This window comes from Mycobacterium sp. E3305, from assembly GCF_001666785.1.
GTDB lineage: Bacteria > Actinomycetota > Actinomycetes > Mycobacteriales > Mycobacteriaceae > Mycobacterium.
Window position 1 is genome coordinate 1 of record NZ_LZJA01000003.1, and the last position, 17,415, is coordinate 17,415.

Annotated in this window: 17 protein-coding genes; 9 read left to right on the forward strand and 8 right to left on the reverse strand. The window is 66.6% G+C overall.

The features are described 5' to 3' along the window. Positions 1-80 precede the first annotated feature (80 nt). On the reverse strand, positions 81-3,464 hold the full coding sequence (locus tag A5701_RS00095) for a pyruvate carboxylase (protein ID WP_067747239.1): 3,384 nt from the start codon (positions 3,462-3,464) through the stop codon (positions 81-83). Between the two features lie 235 nt (positions 3,465-3,699). Between A5701_RS00095 and A5701_RS00100 the strand changes: the two genes are divergently transcribed. Next, positions 3,700-4,686, forward strand: a complete 987-nt coding sequence (locus A5701_RS00100; protein ID WP_067747163.1) for a D-2-hydroxyacid dehydrogenase family protein — start codon at positions 3,700-3,702, stop codon at positions 4,684-4,686. On the opposite strand, the gene A5701_RS00105 is transcribed toward A5701_RS00100, so the two are convergent. Genes A5701_RS00105 through A5701_RS00120 form a run of 4 tightly spaced genes read right to left on the reverse strand, consistent with a single transcriptional unit; the run spans position 4,687 to position 7,632 of the window. Next, a complete protein-coding gene (locus A5701_RS00105) occupies positions 4,687-5,289 on the reverse strand; it encodes a TetR/AcrR family transcriptional regulator (RefSeq protein WP_067747168.1) in 603 nt (200 codons plus the stop codon). After that, the gene (locus A5701_RS00110; protein ID WP_067747169.1) at positions 5,286-6,059 is read right to left on the reverse strand and encodes an SDR family NAD(P)-dependent oxidoreductase; all 774 of its coding nucleotides are present in this window, start codon (positions 6,057-6,059) and stop codon (positions 5,286-5,288) included. The genes A5701_RS00105 and A5701_RS00110 overlap by 4 nt, the downstream gene beginning before the upstream one ends. Next, complete coding sequence (locus A5701_RS00115; RefSeq protein ID WP_067747171.1) at positions 6,056-6,556, reverse strand: VOC family protein; 501 nt, start codon at positions 6,554-6,556, stop codon at positions 6,056-6,058. The genes A5701_RS00110 and A5701_RS00115 overlap by 4 nt, the downstream gene beginning before the upstream one ends. Continuing rightward, positions 6,553-7,632, reverse strand: coding sequence for a dihydrodipicolinate reductase (locus A5701_RS00120; RefSeq protein WP_067747174.1), 1,080 nt, complete (start codon positions 7,630-7,632; stop codon positions 6,553-6,555). Before A5701_RS00120 ends, A5701_RS00115 begins: the two co-directional genes overlap by 4 nt. Positions 7,633-7,732: 100 nt before the next feature. Between A5701_RS00120 and A5701_RS00125 the strand changes: the two genes are divergently transcribed. Next, on the forward strand, positions 7,733-8,590 hold the full coding sequence (locus tag A5701_RS00125; RefSeq protein ID WP_067747177.1) for an SDR family NAD(P)-dependent oxidoreductase: 858 nt from the start codon (positions 7,733-7,735) through the stop codon (positions 8,588-8,590). Positions 8,591-8,592: 2 nt separating this feature from the next. Then, positions 8,593-8,985 (forward strand): DUF1330 domain-containing protein, encoded by a 393-nt coding sequence (locus A5701_RS00130; protein ID WP_082954814.1) that lies wholly within the window; start codon positions 8,593-8,595, stop codon positions 8,983-8,985. A gap of 25 nt (positions 8,986-9,010) precedes the next feature. Here the strand turns inward: A5701_RS00130 and A5701_RS00135 are convergent, their stop codons facing one another. Continuing rightward, positions 9,011-9,508, reverse strand: coding sequence for an adenosine-specific kinase (locus tag A5701_RS00135; protein WP_067747180.1), 498 nt, complete (start codon positions 9,506-9,508; stop codon positions 9,011-9,013). Positions 9,509-9,846: 338 nt separating this feature from the next. Between A5701_RS00135 and A5701_RS00140 the strand changes: the two genes are divergently transcribed. From A5701_RS00140 to A5701_RS00160, 5 genes are all read left to right on the forward strand, one after another. Then, positions 9,847-10,923 (forward strand): SDR family oxidoreductase, encoded by a 1,077-nt coding sequence (locus A5701_RS00140; protein WP_067747182.1) that lies wholly within the window; start codon positions 9,847-9,849, stop codon positions 10,921-10,923. A 42-nt stretch (positions 10,924-10,965) separates the two neighbouring features. Further along, entirely contained in the window at positions 10,966-12,321 is a 1,356-nt protein-coding gene (locus A5701_RS00145; protein WP_067747184.1) for a wax ester/triacylglycerol synthase family O-acyltransferase, read from the forward strand. A gap of 7 nt (positions 12,322-12,328) precedes the next feature. Further along, a complete protein-coding gene (locus tag A5701_RS00150; RefSeq protein ID WP_067747186.1) occupies positions 12,329-12,814 on the forward strand; it encodes an NUDIX domain-containing protein in 486 nt (161 codons plus the stop codon). A 45-nt stretch (positions 12,815-12,859) separates the two neighbouring features. After that, positions 12,860-14,086 (forward strand): cytochrome P450, encoded by a 1,227-nt coding sequence (locus A5701_RS00155; RefSeq protein WP_067747188.1) that lies wholly within the window; start codon positions 12,860-12,862, stop codon positions 14,084-14,086. Positions 14,087-14,225: 139 nt separating this feature from the next. Then, positions 14,226-15,275, forward strand: a complete 1,050-nt coding sequence (locus A5701_RS00160) for a hypothetical protein (RefSeq protein ID WP_067783090.1) — start codon at positions 14,226-14,228, stop codon at positions 15,273-15,275. A gap of 226 nt (positions 15,276-15,501) precedes the next feature. Here A5701_RS00160 and A5701_RS00165 read toward each other — a convergent pair whose 3' ends face one another. Beyond that, positions 15,502-15,870 (reverse strand): hypothetical protein, encoded by a 369-nt coding sequence (locus tag A5701_RS00165; RefSeq protein ID WP_067747243.1) that lies wholly within the window; start codon positions 15,868-15,870, stop codon positions 15,502-15,504. A gap of 151 nt (positions 15,871-16,021) precedes the next feature. Here A5701_RS00165 and A5701_RS00170 point away from each other — a divergent pair, with 151 nt between their 5' ends. Continuing rightward, positions 16,022-16,312: a hypothetical protein gene (locus A5701_RS00170; RefSeq protein WP_067747192.1), complete on the forward strand. Its 291-nt coding sequence runs from the start codon at positions 16,022-16,024 to the stop codon at positions 16,310-16,312. Between the two features lie 25 nt (positions 16,313-16,337). On the opposite strand, the gene A5701_RS00175 is transcribed toward A5701_RS00170, so the two are convergent. Beyond that, the gene (locus tag A5701_RS00175) at positions 16,338-17,408 is read right to left on the reverse strand and encodes an ATP-dependent DNA ligase (protein ID WP_067747193.1); all 1,071 of its coding nucleotides are present in this window, start codon (positions 17,406-17,408) and stop codon (positions 16,338-16,340) included. Between the last annotated feature and the right edge of the window lie 7 nt (positions 17,409-17,415).

A 17,415-nucleotide genomic window follows, 5' to 3' on the forward strand; every position in this document is an offset into this window, starting at 1 on the left:
GCGGCGCCTCCGCCGCCCACCAGCGCCCAGCGCACCCCCGGCAGCGGTTGCATATCGGGCGCTAACTGCTCGATGGTGAGCTAGCTGACAACCACCAAGAGGTCGCCGCCTTCGACCTGGGCGGTCTGTGAGACGGCGACTCGGGCCACCTTTCCGGCCTTCGGGGTAGTTACGGCTGCCTCCATCTTCATCGCCTCGATCGTCGCGATCGTCTGGCCCGCTTCGACTTCCGCTCCGACGTCGATGGTCACCGTAACGACGCCGGCGAACGGCGCACCGACATGGTCGGGGTTGTCGCGGTCGGCCTTTTCGGCGGCGGGCACATCCGCGGCGATACTGCGGTCACGCACCACGATGGGTCGCAACTGCCCGTTGAGAATGCACATCACGGTACGCATGCCGCGCTCGTCCGCATCGGAAATCGCCTCCAGGCCGATAAGCAGTTCCACGCCGCGCTCGAGCTCGACTCGATGTTCGTCACCCTGGCGAAGCCCGTAGAAGAACTGATTGGCGCTCAGGCGCGACGTGTCACCGTACTGCTCACGATGGTCCTCGAGCTCCTTCGTGGGGCCGGGGAACAGCAGCCGATTCAGCGCCGCCTGCCGCTCGCTGCCCGCCGCTGCCAACGCCCGTTCGTCTGCGCCCGAGAGCTGCTGTTCCGGCTTCGCCGGTCCGCGACCTCGTAACGCCTTGGTGCGCAACGGCTCAGGCCAGCCGCCCGGCGGGTTGCCGAGCTCCCCGCGGAGGAAGCCGATGACCGAGTCGGGGATGTCGTAACGCTCGGGATCGGCGGCGAAATCCCGCGCACTGACACCTGCACCGACCAGCGCCAGGGCGAGGTCCCCGACGACCTTGCTCGACGGGGTCACCTTGACCAGGCGGCCGAGGACGGCGTTAGCCCCCGCATAAGCGTCTTCGACGTCCTCGAAACGGTCACCGAAACCCAACGCGATTGCCTGCTGGCGCAGGTTCGACAGCTGCCCGCCCGGGATCTCGTGCCGGTACACCCGTCCAGTCGGGGCCGGCAGCCCGGACTCGAACGGCGCGTACACCTTTCGCAGCGCCTCCCAATACGGCTCCAAGGCGCAGACGGCATCCAACGATAAGCCCGTGTCGTAGGTGGTGTGTGCCGCGGCGGCCACGATGGAAGATAACGCCGGCTGGCTCGTGGTTCCGGCCAGCGGGGCCGCGGCGCCGTCCACGGCGTCGGCCCCGGCGAGCCAGGCCGCCGCATAGGTGGCCAGCTGCCCGCCCGGGGTGTCGTGGGTGTGCACGTGTACTGGCAGGTCGAATCGCGACTTCAGCGCGGAAACCAGCGTCGTGGCGGCGGGCGCGCGCAACAACCCGGCCATGTCTTTGATCGCCAGCACGTGCGCACCCGTCGACACGATCTCGTCGGCCAGCTTCAGGTAATAGTCAAGGGTGTACAGGCGTTCGGCCGGATCACTGAGATCACCGGTGTAGGACATCGCCACCTCGGCGACGGCGGTGCCCGTCTCACGAACCGCGTCGATCGCCGGGCGCATCGAATCGACGTTGTTCAACGCATCGAAGATCCGGAAGATGTCGATGCCGGTTGCGGTCGCTTCCGACACGAACGCCGTCGTCACGGTGTCCGGATAGGGCGTGTAGCCAACGGTGTTGCGTCCGCGCAGCAACATCTGCAAGCAGATATTGGGCATCGCCTCGCGCAGGGCCGCCAGCCGCTCCCACGGGTCCTCCTTCAGAAACCGCAGCGCGACGTCGTATGTCGCCCCGCCCCAGCATTCGATCGACAACAACTGCGGCAACATTCGTGCGATGTAGGGAGCCACCATGATCAGCCCGCTGGTGCGCACCCGCGTGGCTAGCAGGGACTGGTGCGCATCGCGAAAGGTGGTATCCGTGACGCCGACTGCGCGCGATTCACGCAGCCACGCCGCGAATCGCTCCGGCCCGAGTTCGGCAAGAAGCTGTTTGGATCCCGCCGGGGGGTCTGTCGACAAGTCGATGTCGGGAAGTTTGTCGTGCGGGTACACCGTCGAGGGACGCTCGCCGTGGGGCTTGTTGACCGTGACATCGGCCAGGTAGGTCAGGATCTTGGTGCCGCGATCGGCCGAACTGCGCGCGGTGAGCAGTTGCGGACGTTGTTCAATGAACGACGTGGTGACGCGTCCGGCCTGGAAGTCAGGATCGTCCAGAACCGCCTGCAGGAAAGGAATATTCGTCGAGACACCGCGGATGCGGAACTCCGCGACCGCGCGCCGCGCCCGCCGCACGGCGGTGGCGAAGTCACGCCCTCGACAGGTCAGTTTGATCAGCATCGAATCGAAGTGCGCGCTGATCTCGGCGCCCAGCGTCGTGCCGCCGTCCAGCCGGATTCCCGCCCCGCCCGGGGTGCGGTAGGCGGTGATCCGGCCGGTGTCCGGGCGGAAGCCGTTGGCTGGATCCTCGGTGGTGATGCGGCACTGCAGCGCCGCACCGTGTGGGACGACGGAATCCTGGCTCAAGCCAATCTGTTCCAGGGTTTGTCCGGCAGCGACCCGCAGTTGGGCGGATACCAGGTCAACGTCGGTGATCTCTTCGGTGACGGTGTGCTCCACCTGAATGCGGGGATTCATCTCGATGAAGACGTGGTTGCCCCGTTCGTCGAGCAAGAATTCCACTGTGCCCGCGCATGTGTAGCCGATGCTTCGCGCGAACGCCACCGCGTCGGAACAGATCCGCTCCCGTAGTTCTGGATCCAGATTCGGTGCGGGCGCGATCTCGATGACCTTCTGGTGGCGGCGTTGGACGCTGCAGTCGCGCTCGTAGAGGTGGATGACGTTGCCGTGGGTGTCGGCCAGGATTTGCACCTCGATGTGGCGGGGGTTGGTCACGGCCTGCTCGAGAAACACCGAGGCGTCACCGAAGGCGGACTCGGCCTCACGACTGGCCGACTCGATCGCCTCGGGCAGGGCCGCCGGTTCGGTCACGCGGCGCATCCCCCGACCGCCGCCCCCGGCCACCGCCTTGACGAACAACGGGAACGTCATGGACTCGGCCGCCGCGACCAACTCATCCACCGACGTCGACGGCGCCGACGAGGCCAGGACCGGGAGACCAGCCGCCCGTGCCGACGCGATCGCTCGCGACTTGTTGCCGGTGAGCTCCAGCACCTCCGCGCTGGGGCCGACAAACGTGATGCCCGCGTCCGCGCACGCCGCCGCCAGGTCGGGATTCTCGGACAGGAATCCATAGCCGGGGTAGATCGCGTCAGCTCCGCACTGCAGGGCCGTGGCGACGATGTCGTCGACCGACAGGTAAGCCCGTACCGGGTGCCCTTCCTCGCCGATCTGATACGACTCGTCGGCCTTCAACCGGTGCACGGAGTTGCGGTCCTCGTAGGGATAGACCGCGACGGTGGCCATTTCCAATTCGTAGGCCGCGCGGAAGGCGCGGATCGCGATCTCCCCACGATTGGCGACCAGTACTTTCGCGAACACGTAGTTACGATAGAGCGCGTTGCGGCGATCCGACATATGCGCTGGCCGGACGGATCACGCGTGAAACCGGTCGGCTCGATGATGTGGGTGTGTCTTCTGCTCAGCGGACCACCCGGTGCGGTCGGTCCGCACCGCAGCACCGATCTGCCCTATCTGCGCGCGGTCACACCCTGGGTGCCTGTGCAGCACCCGGCCGCGCGAGTCCGCGATCCAGGGTCGGTGCTTCAATGGTGGGATGGGTGACCCCACGCCCCAGGTGGCGATTCTGGACGACTACGCCGGTGCGGCCCTGCGGCTCGCCGACTGGTCGCCCGTGCAAACCCGCTCCCGCATAACCGTTTTCGACCGGCACCTCGGCGAGGAAGAGGCGGCCGACGCGTTGCGGCCCTTCGACGTGATCTGCACCCTGCGTGAGCGGATGGCGCTGCCGCGGACGCTGCTCGAACGGCTGCCGAACCTGAAACTGATCACCATCGTCGGGAGGAGCCTGCCCAACCTGGACCTGGCCGCGGCCACCGAGCGGGGGATCCTCGTGGCCCACACCGACTTCGCCCATCCGCGATTCCGCTCCGTGCACGACGCGACCCCCGAATTCGCCTGGGGATTGCTGATCGCCACGGTGCGGAATCTGGCCGAGGAACATCGCCGCATGCGAGACGGTGCCTGGCAGACCACGACCGGCCTCACCCTGTCCGGCAAGACGCTCGGGCTGCTCGGCCTCGGGCGGGTGGGTAAGCGCATGGCCGAATACGGGCGGGTGTTCGGCATGGAAGTCATTGCGTGGAGCCAGAACCTCACCGCGGATGCCGCCGCGGCCGCTGGTGCACGCCGGGTCGAGAAGGCGGCGCTGTTCGAAGAGTCCGATGTCGTCTCGATCCACGTCGTGCTTTCGGAACGCACGCGGGGGCTGGTCGGCCAGCCCGAATTCGCCCTGATGAAGCCGCACGCGTACCTGATCAACACGTCACGGGGACCGATCGTCGACGAGGCCGCCCTGATGACCGCGCTGGACACCGGGCGGATCGCCGGCGCCGGACTCGACGTCTATGACGTCGAACCGCTGCCGCCCGAGCACCCGTTGCGGCAACTCCCGAACGTCACCCTGTCGCCCCACCTGGGGTACGTCACCCGCGAAATGCTCGGCGCCTTTTACGCCGACACCGTGGAGGCGGTGGTCGCGTGGCTGGACGGGGCGCCGGTGCGGATCGCCAACCCTGGTTGATCAGGTGCGCTTCCGTCTCCAGTACGGGCTCTTGACGGCTTCGAGGGCCTCGGTGACATAACGGTCCAGAGGCCAGGGCCGCCCGGACTGTCGCACCCATCGCTGGAAGCCGAAATCCGCTGCCGCGAAGGCCAGTTGGACCAGCAGCCCGGGGCGAATGTCGACGCCGGGGTTCACGCCCATGCGCTCGGCGATCAGCTTGGCCGCCCGCTCCTTGTCGGCGGGGGTGTGCACAGTGACCTTGCGAAGCCGGTCGGGGGCCACCAGCAGCGCCTCACGCCATTCGTCGGTGTCGGCCTGCTCGAAGGACCGGGTTCGCGTGACGATGGCGTTGATCAACGCGACGTCCGGGGGCTCGCTGGCGGGCCGCTGTTCGAGGAGGTTCACGATCGCGGCGCCACCGTGGCGAACGGGGGCCAGCAGCAGCTCTTCCTTCGTTGGCACGTGCCGGAAGAAGGTGCGCGGCGAAACGCCCGCGGCGGCCGCGATTTCCTCGGTCGTCACGGCGTCGTATCCGCGTTCGACGAACAGCCGGAACGCCGCGCGCCTGATGTCGGCCCGGATCTGTGCGCGCTGCCGATCGCGCAGCGACTGCCCGCTCACCGGAAGCAGCCGATTCCACCGTCGACGTGGATGGTCTGGCCGGTGATGAACGTCGCGTCGGTGCCCAGCAGGAAGGCCACCAGCGCGCCGACGTCGGTGCGGACATCGCCGATGCGCTTCATCGGGACGCGGCTCACCGCCTTCGCATAATCCTTGGGCGCGAACTGTTTCCAGAGCTTGACACCGTCCGACTCGGCGAACGGGCAGATCACGTTGACGCGGATGTTGTCACGTCCCCATTCGAGGGCGGCGACCTTCGACAGGCCCCGGATGGCCTCCTTGGCGGCGGCATACCCGCCCCATCTCGGTTCGCCGCCGGTACCCGTCCCCGAGCCCAGGTTGACGATCGAGCCGCCCCCGGCCGCGACCATCACGGGGTGCACGGCCTGCATCAGCAGGAAGGTCGCCCGCGGCCCGACGTCGTGACCGAGCGCGAAATCCTCGGTGGTGATGTCGACGAACGCCTTGGGTTCGTTGGTGGCGATCGCGTTGTTGACCAGGCCGTGGACGGTGCCGAAGGCGTCGACCGCGGCGGCCACGATGCGTTGGGCGCTGTCCGGGTCGCGCAGGTCGGCGGTCAGCTTCTCGACGGGGCCCATCGAGGAGAGCTCCGCCGTTGTCGTGCCGAGCAACTCGTGCTGAATGTCGACCAGCAGCACCGCGGCGCCGCGTTCCAGCAGGGCGGCGGCGACACCCTTGCCGACGCCCTGGGCGGCGCCGGTGACGACGGCGACGTGGCCCTGCATCGAGGAGGGGTGCGAGTAGGTCATTCGGCCGGCCCCAGCCGCAGCGGTACCCCGCGGTGCATCTCGTAGGTGCTGCGGGCACCGTCGGGGAGTTCGATGAACTCGACCGCCGTCCCATCCGGGTCCTTGACGAAAAACATTCGCACCCCGCCGATTTCGAATGGCTCTTGGTCGGGCGTGTAGCCCGCCGCGGTGACGCGCCGGTGGGTGTCGTCGAGATCGGTCACCGACAGGGAAAAGTTGTGGATGCCGGTGACGCCTCGACGCGCCGGCTTCTGGTCGGGAGAGCCGGCACCCAACGACAGCAACTCGACCATCAGCCCGCCCAGCAGGCCGCCCACCACCCGACCCTCCTGCTTGCGGGTGGCGTGCAGGGCCGCATCGAAAGGCTCACCGGAGATGAGGGTTTCGAACACGACCTCCATCCCGAGCAGGTCGCGGTAGAAGGCCAGGGCGCGCTCCATGTCGGTCACACCGACCACGAGGTGACAGAACGAGACGTCGCCGAGGACGCCGGTCATGACGTGGTGAGGCCGGGCGCCGGGCGCCCGGCGAACAGAGGCAGATCGAGGTAGGTCTTGATGCCGGGCTCTGCGGCGCAGACGTCGGGAATGGCATTGACGCAATGGTTGGCCGTGGCCACCACGCCCGGATTCTTCACCAGGCCCTCGGCGATCGTTTCGGGCTGCAGGCCCTTGAAGGTGAGGCTCACGGTCGGATCGCCGGTGATCTCGACCTCGAAGCGTTCGCCGCGCCCGCCGAAATCCCAGCCGGGATCCAGGTTTTCCTCCCCCATCAGCCAGTTGACGGCCGCCGTGATGACGGGTTCGCCGTCGACGAGTGCCTGCCAGCGGAAGCGGCGCGCCGCCACCTTTCCTGTGGTGATCGGGAACGGCGCGTAGTCGATGTCGGCGGTCGCCACGGCGACGTCCTGAATGGTCCGGATGTTCGGGTCGATGCGGAATCCCATGTGATCGGCGATCATTCGCACCGACTGCTTGAAGCCCGCCTCGAGCAGGCCGGCCATCGGGCCCTGCATGGCCTCCTCGGGCGTGCCGCCGAACCCCATGATGTGGCGCACGACATCCGGGGCGTTGTAGGTCCGGATGTCGGAGAACTCCTCGGCGCGGATGTGGGTGACGGCCGAGGAAAGCGAGGACAGCATGAGCGGGAATCGTTCTGTGATGCCCCCGGGGTGGATCCCCGAACCGTGCAGGGTCACTCCGGCGCCGGCCGCGGCTTCGGCGACGGCCCTGTGCCGCGAGTTGTTCGGGTCGGGGTACACCCAACCGACGGGGGTGACCACATTCTTGCCGGACCGCAGGATCGCGATGACTTCGTCGTCGTTGGGCACCAACGGGCTGTACACCACACAGTCGGCATCCAGCGCCAGGATCTCGTCGGCGCTGGACGTGGCGGTGACGCCCAGGTCGTGAGTGCCCAGGATCCGTCCGACGTCGAGGCCGTTCTTCTCGGCGCTGTGTACCCAACAGCCGGCCAGCTCCAGCTCGGGATGATTCAGGACGGAAGCGATGGCCGCCTTGCCGACTCCTCCGGTCGCCCATTGGATGACGCGCAGCTTGGACGGACTACTCATCGCCTGACCTCCGATGCTTTACACGCCGATGACCGAAATGGCACAGTATGACCCGCTGACAGTGACTGTCAACAATGGCTTCGGGTAGGAAGGCCTGCGCATGAGTGTCCTGGACGGCAAGGTCGCGGTCGTCACCGGTACCAGCCGCGGCGTGGGCGTCGGGATCGCCCACGAACTGCTCCGGGCCGGAGCCACCGTCGTCGGCTGTTCGCGCTCACCCCTCGGCGCCATTCCCGGTGTGGAGCCGGACTGGGCGGACCGGGCCTTCCAGAAGGTGTGCGACCAAGGCGACTACCGCGCGATCGACTCATTCGTCTCCGATGTCGTCGCCGAGCATGGCCGGATCGACATCCTGGTGAACAACGCCGGCGGAACGGTGCCGGCGCCGCACGTCGAGAGCATTCCCGAACTGGTGCAACGCATTCAGGGCGCCCCCGGCAGCGACGACGAGTATGAGCGCACGGCGCTGTTCCACGCGTTCGCGGTCCAGATGAACCTGATCAGCCCGCTGTGGTTCGCCATCCGCGCCTACCGGCAAATGCGCACCCAGGACGGCGTCGGCTGCATCATCAACATCTCCAGCGGGGCAGGGCATCCTGCGGGATCACCGACGCTGGTTTCCTATGGCGCGGCCAAGAGCGGCCTCAACCACCTCACCCGCTCGCTGGCCGAAGAGTGGGGCCCCAAGGTGCGGGTCAACTGCATCGCGCTCGGACCGACGATGACCGAGAACTTCCGGTCCTTCGTGCTGCCCAAGGACGATCCAACGGGCGCAAAGTATTTCGCGGCCGTCCCGCTGCGCCGTGCGGGTGAGCCCGCGGAGGTGGGCAGGGTGTGCGTTTTCCTGGCCGGCGGGGAGGCCGACTTCGTCAACGGCACCACCATCGAGCACGACGGCGGGATGCTGCCGGGCGTGCTGTACGACGCCGGCCTCAAGACCATTACGGATCTGCTCTAATCGTGGCCACGAGCAATCCGCTGGAGCCGACCGCCGAGCAGTTCGCCGCCCTGGCCGCGCGTCCGGCGAATGAACCGGTGGTGATGGTCAACCTGTTGAAGTTCAAGACCCCCGGCGGGGTGGGGGCCTACCAGCGCTACGGCGTGGCGGTGATACCGCACCTGGAGCACGCGGGCGCCGTCGTCCGCTACGCCGGGACAGCACCGACCGTCGTGACCGGCGAGGGCGAACGGCCTTGGTGGGACGCCATTCTCATCGTCGAGTACCCGACTCCGCAGGCGTTCATCGATATGGTGACCGACCCGGGATATCTCATGGCCCACGAGCACCGTATCGAGGCGCTGGAGCGCGGCGACCTGATCGCGACCTCGACGTGGTCGCTTACGCTCGACTGAGCGGGCCCACGAGACTGCTGAGACCTCAGAGCTTGTAACCGATCGCGCGCAGTAGAGCGTGGCGCTCGGCCACGTCACGATCACCTTCCACCGCGACGGGAGTCTGCCCGTCGATGACGCCGATGATGCCGCGACCGCGCGGAGACACCGCAACGATGACATCGACCGGATTGGCTGTGGCGCAGTAGATCCCGCAGACCTCCGGAACCGCCTTCACCGGATTGAGGACATTCACCGGAAAGCCGTCACGCAGAAAGACCACGAAGCTGTGCCCGGCCGCGATCGCCAGCGCGGTGCGCGTCGCCAGTTCGACCAGATCGGCGTCGTTGCCGCTGCGGCGAACCAACCGCGGCCCGGAAGCCTCGCAGAAAGCCACTCCGAACCGTAGCGACGGGCTCACCCCGGCCAGCGCCTCGTGCAGGTCTTCGACCGTCTTGATGAAGTGCGCCTGACCGATGATCACGTTGACATCGTCCGGCTTGTCAACGGCCACCACGTCCCACGTCAACGTTGTTGTCGCCACGAACTCATGCTGCCACCCCTGAGGTCCTGCCGGAAGGCGCGTCCGGCGGCAGCGCCCCTCGGCCCAACGGGGGTAGTCGGCGCACGCGACCCAACGGAGGACCAATGGCGGTCGTCGAGGGTCGAAAGACCCGCCCTAACGCCCCCGTTATTCGATAGCGTCGCTCTTCTACGGAACCCTTTCGGTGGGGGATCAGCGATGAAAACCTCGCTCAATTTCGTCGAGTCCAGACGTTCCTCGCGCGTCCCGCTTGACCAGAGCCGTCCCATCCGCGACGAAGCGCACAGTCTCCCCGCCGCAATTACTTTGACGAATTCGACCGGCCAAGGAGTATAGCGATGACCGTCTTGATGACCGGATTTCCCGGCTTTCTCGGCAGTGCATTGCTGCCGGGCATCCTCAAGCGCACCGGCGACTCGGCAATCTGTGTGGTGCAGCCCAAGTTCGGCGCACTGGCGCAGCGACGCGTGGCGGAATTGAGCTCGGCGGAACCCTTCCTCGAGGGGCGGATTCAGCTCGTGGAAGGCGACATCACCCAGCCGGGGCTCGGCATCGCCGCAGATAACCTCAACGAGGTCACCGAGGCGTGGCACCTGGCGGCTGCATACGACCTGGCGGTGCCCCGCGAGGTGGCGGTCCGGGTCAACGTCAACGGCACCCGAAACGTCCTGGGCGCGCTCGAGCACTGTCCCCGGTTGACGCGCTTGCACTACTTCAGCACCTGCTACGTCAGCGGCCGCTACGCCGGCCCGTTCGGCGAGGACGACCTCGAAGTCGGTGCGCCGTTCAACAACCACTACGAAGAGACCAAGCACCTCGCCGAGGCGGACGTGCGCTGGCACATGTCCGCGGGCATGCCCGCGACGATCTATCGGCCCGCGATCGTTGTCGGCGACAGCCATACCGGGCAGACCCAGAAATTCGACGGGCCCTACTTCGTCATGCAGTGGCTGCTGCGACAGCCCCGGTACGCGGTCCTCCCGATGGTGGGCGACCCCGCGACTACGCGCGTCAACGTGGTCCCGCGCGATTTCGTCGTTGACGCGGTCGGATATCTGAGCGGCCTGCCCGGCTCCGAGGGGCGCACCTATCAGCTGGCGGATCCGCGTCCGCTCACGGTCGAGGAGATGACGGATGCGCTGGCCCAGGCGACGGGCCGCGAACTCCTCAAGGTTTCGTTGCCCCTGAGAATGACCAAAGCCGCATTAGCACACGTCCCGGGGCTCTACCGCTTGATGCGAATTCCCCCCGAAGCAGTCGATTACTTCGTCCAACCCACCTTCTACCTGACCGATCATTGCCGGGCTGATCTCGCAGGCAGTGGTATCGAGGCGCCCGCGTTCGGCAGCTATGTCGATCGGCTCGTCGAATACATGCGTCGCCATCCGAACGTCGGCTCGGCCGCGATGTTCTGAAGAGCGCCTTCGTCCCGACGCCAGTCGCGGTCTAATTGGTGGATGGAACTGATGATGCCCACCGACGCGATATTCCTGCTGGGAGAGTCGCGGGAACATCCCATGCACGTCGGCGGCTTGCAATTGTTCGAGCTGCCGAGCGGCGCGGGCAGCGGCTTCGTCCGGGAGCTCTACGACCGTTTGGTGGCGCAGGATGATTTCCAGCCGACATTTCGCAAGCATCCGGCGACGTTCGTCGGCGGCATCGCCAACCTGGGCTGGTCCTACGACAAAGACGTCGACGTGGACTATCACGTCCGGCGTTCGGCGGTACCGTCGCCCGGGCGCATTCGTGAACTGCTCGAGCTGACTTCGCGGTGGCACAGCAGCCTGCTGGATCGTCACCGTCCGCTGTGGGAGACCCACATCATCGAGGGCCTCAAGGATGGCCGGTTCGCCATCTACACCAAGATCCACCACGCCCTGATCGACGGTGTCTCCGCGCAGAAACTCATGCAGCGCGCGCTGTCGACCGACCCCGACGACACCGAGATGCGCGCGCCCTGGAGCTTGCCCAAAAGCAAGCGCAAGAGCAGCCCGGTAAGCCCACTGCGCTCGGCGTTGAGTGCGGCGGGATCCATTGCGGCACTGGCCCCTTCATCGCTTTCGCTGGCGCGGGCGGCGCTGTTCGAGCAGCAGCTGACGTTGCCGTTCGGCGCCCCGCGCACCATGCTGAACGTCAAGATCGGCGGCGCTCGCCGCTGCGCCGCGCAGTCCTGGTCGCTGGACCGGATCAAAAGCGTCAAGAAGGCCGCCGGTGTGACGGTCAACGACGTCGTTTTGGCGATGTGTTCGGGCGCGCTGCGCTACTACCTGCTCGAGCAGAACGCGCTACCGGACACGCCGCTGATCGCGATGGTCCCGGTGAGCCTTCGCACCGAAGACGAGGCCGACGCAGGGGGCAACCTCGTCGGCGCCATCCTGTGCAACCTGGCCACCGACAGCGACGACCCCGCACAACGACTGCAGACCATCAGCGAGTCCATGCGGAGCAACAAGCAGGTGTTCTCGCAGCTGCCTCGGTTCCAGGCGCTGGCGCTGTCCGCGGCCAACACCTCCGCCCTGGCGTTGGCGGCGGTCCCGGGCTGGGTGGCGTCGACGTCGCCACCGTTCAACATCATCATTTCGAACGTCCCGGGGCCTACCCAGCCGATCTACTACGGGGGCGCCCGGCTCGACGGCAACTATCCCCTGTCCATCGCGCTGGACGGGCAGGCGCTGAACATCACGCTGGCCAACAACGCCGGCAACCTGGACTTCGGCCTGGTGGGATGCCGGCGCAGCGTCCCACACCTGCAGCGCTTGCTCGCGCATTTGGAGTCCTCCCTCAAAGACCTGGAACGCGCCGCCGGAGCCTGATCCGCCGATGCCGAAGTTCAGTGCGGGCGTGCTGTTGTACCGGACCCGCGTCGGCGTCGCCGAGGTCCTGATCGCGCACCCGGGCGGCCCCTTCTGGGCGCGAAAGGACAACGGCGCCTGGTCGATTCCCAAAGGGGAGTACGCCGATGGCGAGGATCCCTGGGCCGCCGCGCAACGCGAGTTCGCCGAGGAGCTCGGGCTTCCGGTGCCGTCCGGGGCCCGGCTGGACCTCGGCCAGCTGAAACAATCCGGTGGCAAGGTGGTCACCGCCTTCGCCGTCGCCGCCGACCTCGACGTGACCGAGGCGCGCAGCAACACCTTCGAATTGGAGTGGCCGAAGGGGTCGGGCAGGCTGCGCGAGTTCCCGGAAGTCGATCGGGTGGGCTGGTTTTCGGTGGCGCAGGCGCGCGTCAAGCTGCTGAAAGGGCAGCTCGCCTTCCTGGACCGGCTGATGGCGGATCCGCATCTGGCGGGATTACGCGAAGGCGCGTGACATGCGTGGAAATCGACAGGGCCCAACGACGGGCACAATGGCCGCATGACGACCGCACCGACCGAATCCCAGGGGCTGCTGCTGCAGCTGCTGGATCCGGCCAACCGGCCCGACCCGTATCGACTCTGTGCGCGGTTTCGCGACGGCGGAGCGCTGCAGTTGCCGGAGGCCAACCTGGCGGTGTTCTCCAGCTACCGCGATTGCGACGAGGTGTTGCGGCACCCCTGGTCAAGCAGCGACAACGTCAACTCGACGGTCGCCAAGCGGCAGGCCGAGGCCGGCACGGCCCCCCAGAGGCAGGGGCCGCCGGGGTTTTTGTTTCTCGATCCGCCCGATCACACGCGGCTGCGCAGGCTGGTCAGCAAGGCGTTCGCGCCGAAGGTGGTGAGCGCGCTGAAGCCCGACATTCGGTCGCTGGTCGACGGAATGCTCGATCGAATCGCGGAAAAGGGACGCTTTGACGTTGTCGAGGAGTACGCCTATCCGCTGCCGGTGGCGGTGATCTGCCGGCTGCTCGGCGTGCCGCTCGACGACGAGCCACAGTTCAGCCGGGCGTCGGCGTTGCTGGCCCAGGCACTGGACCCGTTTTCGACAATCACCGGCGTGCCACCGGACGTCGCGAACGAGCGGCAACAGGCCGGGGCTTGGCTGCGCGCATACTTTCACGACCTGATCGAGCGCCGTCGTTCACAACCCGGTGCCGACCTGCTGTCGGGTCTGATCGCGGTGGAGGAGTCCGGAGACCAACTGACCGAGGACGAGATCGTCGCGACCTGCAATCTCCTATTGATCGCCGGACACGAGACCACGGTGAACCTCATCGGAAACGCCGTGTTGGCAATGCTGCGGCGTTCCATCGAGTGGACCGCTCTGGGCGCCGATCCCGGCCGAGCGTCGGCGATCGTGGAAGAAACCCTGCGTTACGACCCGCCGGTGCAACTGGTCGGGCGAATTTCCCTCACCGACATGGCCATTGGCGGCGTAGAGGTGCCCGCGGGCGATGTCATGATGTTGTTGATCGCCGCCGCCCACCGCGACCCGGCGGAGTTCGACCGGCCCGACACCTTCGATCCGGACCGGACGCCCCTGCGGCACTTGGGCTTTGGCCGGGGAGCCCACTACTGCCTGGGAGCACCTCTGGCCCGGCTGGAAGCAGGCGTGGCGCTATCGGCTATTACGGCGCGATTCCCCAACGCGGGGCTGGACAGCGAGCCGGAGTATAAGGCCAACGTCACGCTGCGGGGATTGTCACGGCTCATGGTCACGGTCTGACCGCCGCGTCGCGCGCGAACCCAGGGCAAGTCATCGTGGCCGCACCTCGACCAAAACCGGATTATCGCGCGGCGGCATATCAATAGTCCTAAACTCCCCTGGTCAGCCGTATCACGACGCAGTCAAGCAGGTAACGGACATGACCAAAGAGAACGAAAAGGGCGACAGCACTTCCGGTCCCGGAAAGGGAGGCGGAAATGGATCAAACGGACCGGGTCCTCGTCTGGTTCCGATCACGCTCGCCGTCTACCGTGATTTGCGTGTCGGCATGGTGGTCATCATGGTGATGCTCGCCGCGGCCGTGATAATCGAAAGGCTTTCGGCCACGTGCTGGCAATTCGCCATCAGCGCTTACTATTACACCTCCGCGCACAGCATCGTCATCGCCGCGCTTCTGGCGCTCGGCGCCCTTTTCATCATGTACAAGGGAAGCAGCGACACCGAGGATGCTCTGTTGAGCTTGGCCGGAGTCTCCGCATTGATAGCAGCGATCGTGCCCCAAGGTCGGCCCTCGTCACTGTGCGGACGGGCTGACCTGCCGCCCGAATACAACGTCGACGCCGTCACTCGGCCCAACGTCTGGGCGGTGGTCATCGGACTGCTTTTGGGTTGGGGCATTGTTTTGTGGCAATCCCCGCGCAACCGCACCGAGCGGACAAGAAGCCCGGGCGGCGTACTGGCGCTGGGTTTGTTCTGGCTGACCATGGTGGTAGGCCTGCTCACCTTCATCTTCGATCACAAGTTTTTCCTGGCGCAGGCGCACGGCGCAGCCGGGTTCCTGCTCCTCTCGACATTCATCGCCACCGTGTTCTGCACCGGATACCTCGTCAAGCGAGAAGATGAGTCGAAATCATCCCATCACCGTGCGTACCGGCGGTTCTACCGAGGTATGGCGGTGGTGATGCTCGTGACGTTGATCGCAATCGTCACAGCACATCTCGTGCACCGCGGCTGGGAATTATGGGTGTTGCTGGTCGAGGCACTCCTGATCATCGAGTTCGCCATCTACTGGGTCGTGCAAACCATCGAGCTGTGGGACAGACCCGACCGAAGGGACCGCCTGCCCGACGATGCCCAGCGGCGGATCGCCGACGCGAGGGCGAAAGGTGGTGGTCTGGACGGATTCAAGTCCGGGCTCGCCGATGTGACGAAGCCAGACGGGCCAGACCGGTTGCTGCCGTTCCTCTGACGGGCCGACCGCACAGCGGAGGTGCCGGGCCGCCGTCCGGCGCTGGGGCACTTGGGCTTTGGTCGGGGCGCTCTGCACTGCCCGGGCGCCCCCAAGGCCGGCCCGAAACCCATGGCGGCCGATCGGCGATAACGGCGCTCTGCCCCAACGCCAGGCCGACAGCAGGCCGAAGCACCGACCGCCGTCGCGCAGCGGGGATCGTCGCGGCGCGAGGCGGCGGGAAAGCTCAGCCGCGCTCCCACGGCGGGCTCTCGCCCATCTTCTTGTAGTACTTGGCCAGGTGGCTCTTGACCCGGTCCACGTCCGTCTTCGGCAGGTCGATACCGCCGCGTGCACCGTCCATGATGGCGCCGGCTGCCATCACCCCGCGCGGCACCGCCTGGAGATCGCCACCCACGACATCGGCGATCAGCAACTTGTACGCCGTGAAGTTGTCCTTCTTCCCGTTGTCGTACCAGACATGGGCGTCGCGATACTTCTGGTTCGGCGCGTCTTCGGCTGCGGCCCACTTGCGCACCCGTTTCTCGGCCGCGTCACCGTCCCATTTGCGGTCGCGGTCGGCCAAGGGCAGATCCTGAAACGCTGTCACTGACATGTAGGTGCGCGTGCCCGTCCCGGCGGCCGTTAAACGTCCCACCTTCATTGGCCCGCCGAACCGGCGGATAAGCGGTAGCGTCATTGGTGCTGGCTGTGCTGTCGGTGGTGTTTGCGCGACGCACCAGCGGCGATGTGAACGGGAGACCACCATGAAGCACTGCATCGTCGGAGGACTGGCCGCCGTGCTGGCGGCCGGAGGTTTGATCGCCGTGGCGCCGCCGGCCAGCGCCGGCTGCCAGTACGGAGGATCGTTCCTCAGCAAATGCGATGGACCCGTCCAGCCAGATGGCACCTGGCAGCGTTGCGTGGGATTCACGCACCTGATCTGGAACGGCGCCAGCTCCTACCTGGTGCCGGATAAGCGCTGCGATCTGATGGGGCCGGACCAACACCCTGGAGATCTGGCCTTCGCCGACCCGCCGACGCACATCGACGGCTGAACCCAAAGGCGGCGAAAGGTCTTCGCTAGCCAGACCCCAGGCCAGGCACGATGTCCCCGAGGCTGAAGGTGACCGGCTGTTCGAGTTGTTCGTAGGTGCACGAGCGCGGTTCCCGATCCGGACGCCACCGGTTGAACTGTGCGGTGTGCCGAAAGCGCCGGCCTTCCATGTGGTCGTAGCGGACCTCGACCACGCGTTCCGGCCGCAGCGGCACGAACGAAAGATCCTTGCCGGCGTTCCAGCGGGAGAATTCGTTCTTGCGCGGCGTTCGTTCGCCGGCCTCGTGGGCGGCCCAGTTCCACGGGTGACCGTCGAAATCGGTGACGAGCGGCTGCAATTCGGTGAATAGGCGTCGCCGCTCAGCCATCGGGAACGCGCCGATCACACCGACGGAGGCGAGCTGACCATCGTCCTGGTAGAGCCCGAGCAGCAGCGATCCGATCGCATCGCCGCCCGACTTGTGCACGCGATACCCGGCGACGACGCAATCGGCGGTGCGCTCGTGCTTGATCTTGAACATGACGCGCTTGTCGGGCTGATAGGTCACGGTCAGTGGCTTGGCGACGACACCGTCGAGGCCGGCCCCCTCGAATTCATCGAACCAACGCTGCGCGAGCTCGATGTCAGTGGTGGCCGGCGTGACATGGATCGACGGGCCCGAGCCCGCCAACGCGTCGACGAGGGCGGCGCGCCGCTCGGCAAACGGTCGCCGCGTGTAATCGTCGTCCCCCAGGGCGAGTAAGTCGAACGCGATGAACGACGCGGGCGTCGCCTCGGCAAGCATGCGCACCCGCGAATCCGCCGGATGGATCCGTTGTTGTAGCGCCTCGAAATCCAGGCCGTGCTCCGTGGCGATGACGATCTCACCGTCGATAACGCAGCGCTGGGGCAGCTCAGCACGCACCGCGGCCACCAGCTCGGGAAAATAGCGCGTCATCGGCCGCTCGTTGCGACTGCCCAGCTCCACTTCGTCGCGGTCACGGAAACAGATGGACCTGAATCCGTCCCATTTGGGTTCGTACGACGCATCCGGCGGGATCGATCGCACCGACTTGGCCAGCATTGGCGACACCGGGGGCATGACGGGTAAGTCCATAGGCCGA

Bases quoted from the DNA above. Each gene is read 5' to 3' on its own strand.
- A5701_RS00145 (WP_067747184.1), top strand. From the start codon at position 10,966: ATGGAACTGATGATGCCCACCGACGCGATATTCCTGCTGGGAGAGTCG.
- A5701_RS00110 (WP_067747169.1), bottom strand. From the start codon at position 6,059: ATGACCTACTCGCACCCCTCCTCGATGCAGGGCCACGTCGCCGTCGTC.
- A5701_RS00155 (WP_067747188.1), top strand. From the start codon at position 12,860: ATGACGACCGCACCGACCGAATCCCAGGGGCTGCTGCTGCAGCTGCTG.
- A5701_RS00120 (WP_067747174.1), bottom strand. From the start codon at position 7,632: ATGAGTAGTCCGTCCAAGCTGCGCGTCATCCAATGGGCGACCGGAGGA.
- A5701_RS00150 (WP_067747186.1), top strand. From the start codon at position 12,329: ATGCCGAAGTTCAGTGCGGGCGTGCTGTTGTACCGGACCCGCGTCGGC.
- A5701_RS00160 (WP_067783090.1), top strand. From the start codon at position 14,226: ATGACCAAAGAGAACGAAAAGGGCGACAGCACTTCCGGTCCCGGAAAG.
- A5701_RS00115 (WP_067747171.1), bottom strand. From the start codon at position 6,556: ATGACCGGCGTCCTCGGCGACGTCTCGTTCTGTCACCTCGTGGTCGGT.
- A5701_RS00170 (WP_067747192.1), top strand. From the start codon at position 16,022: ATGAAGCACTGCATCGTCGGAGGACTGGCCGCCGTGCTGGCGGCCGGA.
- A5701_RS00165 (WP_067747243.1), bottom strand. From the start codon at position 15,870: ATGTCAGTGACAGCGTTTCAGGATCTGCCCTTGGCCGACCGCGACCGC.
- A5701_RS00175 (WP_067747193.1), bottom strand. From the start codon at position 17,408: ATGGACTTACCCGTCATGCCCCCGGTGTCGCCAATGCTGGCCAAGTCG.
- A5701_RS00125 (WP_067747177.1), top strand. From the start codon at position 7,733: ATGAGTGTCCTGGACGGCAAGGTCGCGGTCGTCACCGGTACCAGCCGC.
- A5701_RS00140 (WP_067747182.1), top strand. From the start codon at position 9,847: ATGACCGTCTTGATGACCGGATTTCCCGGCTTTCTCGGCAGTGCATTG.
- A5701_RS00100 (WP_067747163.1), top strand. From the start codon at position 3,700: ATGGGTGACCCCACGCCCCAGGTGGCGATTCTGGACGACTACGCCGGT.